General features: G+C 51.7%; 3 protein-coding genes. 2 read left to right on the top strand and 1 reads right to left on the bottom strand.

The genetic code is table 11. The features are described from left to right. On the bottom strand, positions 1-764 hold a 764-nt coding region (locus JX312_RS08865; RefSeq protein ID WP_204457747.1), incomplete at its 3' end, for a lipid-A-disaccharide synthase. 1,627 nt (positions 765-2,391) lie between these two features. Between JX312_RS08865 and metG the strand changes: the two genes are divergently transcribed. Then, positions 2,392-4,431: a methionine--tRNA ligase gene (gene metG, locus JX312_RS08860; protein ID WP_128707539.1), complete on the top strand. Its 2,040-nt coding sequence runs from the start codon at positions 2,392-2,394 to the stop codon at positions 4,429-4,431. Between the two features lie 24 nt (positions 4,432-4,455). Further along, the coding region (locus tag JX312_RS08855) for a glycosyltransferase (RefSeq protein WP_204457746.1) at positions 4,456-5,300 on the top strand (845 nt) is incomplete at its 3' end.

Below are 5,300 nucleotides of genomic sequence, written 5' to 3'. Positions count from 1 at the left end.
AGCGTGTGAGTAGAACCGAACGTCACCTTAAGTCCCGGATCCTGAGCCACCTCCCGGTAGAATTTCTCACCCACAGCCGGAGCTGCGCCCACAACATACTGAAATTCCGGAAAACGCTTTGCCGCCGCAATCATCAGAGGGAGATTGTTGCGGATCTCTCCCCGGCGCGACCCTGGAAGCAGAGCGATAATCGGACGTGGATCATCAAGTCCCTGACGCTCCATGAAATGTTTCTTTGGGGGGATGTGACCGAGGCTGTAGGCAATCTCCTGTACCGAAGGATTTCCCACATATGTCACATCATAATGATGTTTCTTATAGAAACCGACCTCAAACGGAAGAATCGAATAGAGTCGGTCAACATATTTTTTTATTTTTTTTACGCGCCATTCCTTCCAAGCCCAGACCTTTGGTGAGATGAAATAATGCACGGGCACATGCAACTTATGCGCGAACTTAGCCAGCTTGAGATTGAATCCGGGATAATCCACAAGAATCAACGCGTCGGGACGGAACTCACGCAACAGAGCCTTCGCCTGACGCAGGTTACGGAGGATTACAGGCAACTTGCGCAGCACCTCGCTGAAGCCCATCACATTCATCTGATCATAATGCAGGTCCGGGTCTCTGCCCGCCTCCTTAGCCATAAGGTCACCGCCGAAAAAACGGATATCGGCGGATGCGTCTATCTTCCTGAGCGATTTTATAACATTAGCCGCGTGGAGGTCTCCGGACGCCTCCCCCGCAATAATCATATATTTCATGTATCTTTAATATCTTATATCTGCCTCTCGGCGGTGTTCTATAATATCAACGGCACTGAAGCGTTTTTAATATATTATGAAGAAAGCTTTCTTATTTTTTATGACAATGATATGGTGGATTGGTTTAACCGCCACCTCCTGTATAAGTGATGCCGTCTCCACGTCGCCCAACGACATACTCACCTTTTCACGCGACACCGTCAGCTTCGACACCGTCTTCACCGACCTCGGCACCCCGACCGCACGGCTGATTGTGGCGAACCGCGCGAAAAAAGGAATCGTCATTTCCTCGATACGTCTCAGGAATCCGGATTCCAACTTCCGCATCAACGTAGACGGAGTGAGCGGCAAAGACTTCCATGATGTAGAGATATGGAAAGAAGACTCGATATTCATGTTTATCGAATGTTTTATACCGGAGACTCAGAACAAGGAGCCATACAGGGTAGAGGATGAGCTTGAATTCGTGACAAACGGAGTCACCCAGACCGTCTTGCTGGAAGCCTACGGTCAGAATGTGACGCGTCTGAAATGCNACCGCATCACCGAAGACACCCGCTTTACCGCCGACCTTCCCTATATCGTCTTCGACTCCCTCGTAGTAGACAAAGGAGCCACGCTTTCCATAGAACCCGACACCCGTCTTCTTTTTCATGACGGGGCATCGATGATAATACACGGAAGAATAGAAGCGACCGGAGCACCCGGCAAACTTATACATATGCGCGGCGACAGACTCGACGACGTATTGCCGAATGTCAGTTACGACATCCTTGCCGGGCAATGGGAGGGAATCAGGATATCAAGGGAATCATTCAACAACCGCATAGAATATACCGACATGCGCTCCACCGCCTCCGGACTTCGCGTGGACTCATGCGGAGACACCTCCATCTTGAAACTCCGGATTCTCAATTCATGGCTCCACAATTCTCAAGCCCACGCATTCGAAGCCCGATACGCCGCAATCGAGGCATACGGAGTGTGCTTTTCGGAAGCCGCGGACGCCGTGGTCAGCCTCCACGGCGGCAAAAACAGCTTCATCCAGTGCACCATCGCCAACAATTATCTTTTTTCGGCAATATCAGAACCGCTGCTGAGTCTTTACCATTGTCTTCCCGACCAAGCGGAATCGGCGACAAACCCCAACCCGCTGATGGAAGCCTCGTTTGAAAACTCAATAATCTATGGACTCGCCAAAGATCTTAACGAGGGAGATTTTACAGGCTCACAGGTGTTTTTCCGGAACGTATCGCTCAAATCAGGGGGAGAAAACGACGACAACTACATCGACTGCATGTGGGAGTGCGATCCCCTTTTCCTCACCGACAGAGCGAAATACTATTTCAACTATCACGTCTTGCCAGATTCCCCGGTGATCGGCATGGGAAATCCGCAGTTCGTGACAGGACCGCTTGTCACAGACATAGACGGGACAGACCGTCTCACCGCCACAGCAGCCGGCAATACTACACTCGGCGCATACGCCAGACCGGAGGAAAGAGAATGACAGTCATTCGTGAATATATTGGCAATGAGGATTTTTTTTGCTAATTTTGCACTGAACAAATCCGACAGGACTTGTTCATGATTTTCAACACAAAAACAGGAAAACATAAAAAGAGATATGAAAGAATTCAAACGTACCTTAATAACGACAGCTCTCCCCTATGCCAACGGTCCGGTTCATATCGGACATCTTGCCGGTGTATATGTTCCCGCCGACATCTATGCGCGTTACCTGCGTCTCAAAGGAGAAGAAGTGCTCCTTATCGGCGGCAGCGACGAGCATGGAGTGCCGATCACCATCAAAGCTAAAAAAGAGGGTGTTACGCCACAGGATATAGTCGACAGGTATCACGGCATCATCAAGGATTCTTTCGAAGGTCTCGGCATATCTTTTGACGTATACGGCAGGACCACCTCCGAAACCCACCGCAAGACCGCATCGGATTTCTTCCGCCGCCTTTATGAAAAGGGTGAATTCATCGAGAAAACATCCATGCAACTCTATGACGAGAAAGCCGGGCAATTTCTCGCCGACCGCTATGTGACAGGCACCTGCCCTCACTGCGGCAATGAGAATGCCTATGGCGACCAGTGCGAGGCATGCGGCACATCGCTTAACGCCACAGACCTCATCAACCCCAAGTCAGCCATCACCGGCAACGCTCCCGTTCTCAAGGAGACATCACACTGGTATCTCCCCCTTGACAAATGGCAGAAACCGCTTGAGAAATGGATTCTCGAAGAGCACAAAGAATGGAAGAGCAACGTCTACGGTCAGTGCAAGTCATGGCTCGACATGGGTCTCCAGCCCCGCGCTGTCAGCCGCGACCTCGACTGGGGAATACCCGTGCCCGTAGAGGGAGCCGACGGCAAGGTGCTCTATGTCTGGTTCGATGCGCCTATCGGATATATCTCCAACACAATCGACCTCGTTGGTGACGACTATACCAAATGGTGGAAAGACCCCGAGACACGCATGCTCCATTTCATCGGCAAAGACAACATCGTGTTCCACTGCATCGTGTTCCCCGCCATGCTCATGGCTGACGGAAGCTACAATCTTCCCGACAATGTTCCCGCCAACGAGTTTCTGAACCTTGAGGATGACAAAATCTCCACCTCACGCAACTGGGCGGTATGGCTTCACGAATATCTCGCCGACTTCCCCGGCAAGCAGGATGTGTTGCGTTATGTTCTCACGGCAAACGCACCTGAGACAAAAGACAACAACTTCACATGGAAAGACTTCCAGGCGCGCAACAACTCCGAACTCGTTGCCATTCTCGGCAACTTCGTGAACCGCGCAATGGTTCTTGACCACAAATATTTCGAAGGCAAAGTGCCGGCATGCGGCGAATTGCAGGCAATCGACGAAGAGGCGATACGCGAAATAAAGGAATCGGTGGCAAGACTGAGCGAGAACTTCGACAACTTCAAATTCCGCGAGGCTCTGAAAGAAGCGATGAACATTGCCAGGACCGGAAACAAATATCTCGCCGACACCGAGCCGTGGAAGCTATGGAAGACAGAGCCGGAGCGCGTGAAGACCATCCTGAATATCGCTCTTCAGATATGCGCCAATCTCGCAATCACGTTCGAGCCTTTCACTCCATTCATGAGCGCGGATCTATGCAAAATGCTCGGACTTGAGAAAATAAGCTGGGATATGGCGGGAAGATTCGATCTTCTAAGCGAAGGCACTGTAATATCAGAGCCGCACCTTCTCTTCGAGAAAATCGAAGACGCCCCCATAGAGGCACAGATACAGAAACTTCTTGACACAAAGAAAGCCAACGAAGCCGCATCCTGGAAACCGGAACCGGTCAAGGAGACCTGCAGCTACGAAGACTTCGACAAAGTTGACATCCGTGTGGGAAAAGTTCTGGAATGCTCCAAAGTGAAGAAATCGAAGAAACTGCTCCAGTTCCTCATTGAAGACGGCATGGAGAAACGCACGATCCTGAGCGGCATCGCCCTCTCCTATGAGGATCCTTCGGTGCTTGTAGGGAAAGAGATCTGCTTCATAGCCAACTTCGAGCCGCGCAAAATGATGGGCATTGAATCGCAGGGAATGATACTGTCGGCAGTGAACAGCGACGGAAACCTTGTAGTGGTCGGACCCACCGGTCCGGTAGCACCCGGAGCGTGCGTGGGATAAACGCACGCCAAGAAGCAGATCATCATGAGAATCGGTTTACATATCGGCTGCTCTTTGCCAGTGAAAAGATACGGCGGAACAGAAAGAGTGGTGTGGAGCCTGGCTAAGGCTCTTCACCGTGCCGGACACGAGGTCACGCTCATAGCGGGGAAAGGCACCGCAGCGGATTTCGCAAGAGTCGTTGAACTCCGTCCCGGCATGTCGGTATGGGCACAGATTCCGGATAACCTCGATATAATTCACTTCCAGAACGCATTGCCGCCACTCCCGGCAGCGGCTTATGCCGATGGCATAAGCCGCGCATTGACCGGGAAACGCGACATTCCTTATGTAGTCACCGTTCACGGCAACATACCCGGCGGCAGGCTTCCGGATCCGAATACCATTTTCGTATCGGCAAACCATGCGTCGAGACACGGAGGCTCCGCATATGTGTACAACGGACTTGACTGGGAAGACTATCCCCGTTTTACACCCGGACTTCGGCGCAAAGGGGTGTTTTTTCTCGGCAAAGCAGCCTGGAAAGTGAAGAACCTGCGTGGAGCGATAAAGATAGCCGGCATGTCAGGCGAACGGCTGGATGTGCTCGGTGGTCACAGACTTAACCTTAAAATGGGATTCCGCTTCACACCGGACCTGAATGTCAAATTCCACGGCATGGTAGGCAATGACGAGAAAGGAAGAGTTGCAAACAGCTCACGCGGTCTGGTATTTCCCGTTTTATGGGACGAGCCGTTCGGGTTAGCTGTGGTCGAGGCAATGTATTTCGGCGCACCGGTGTTCGGTGCGACAAGAGGCTCGCTGCCCGAGCTTGTAATCCCTGACACCGGCGTGCTTTCCGAATCGCCCGACGAACTCGCGGCTGCAAT

It is taken from the genome of Barnesiella sp. CU968, from assembly GCF_905219685.1.
In the GTDB taxonomy this organism is placed as follows: domain Bacteria; phylum Bacteroidota; class Bacteroidia; order Bacteroidales; family Muribaculaceae; genus Lepagella; species Lepagella muris_A.
Note: the sequence above shows the minus strand (reverse complement) of the source record. Positions and strands in the feature narration are given on the sequence as shown.

Bases quoted from the DNA above. Each gene is read 5' to 3' on its own strand.
- metG (WP_128707539.1), top strand. From the start codon at position 2,392: ATGAAAGAATTCAAACGTACCTTAATAACGACAGCTCTCCCCTATGCC.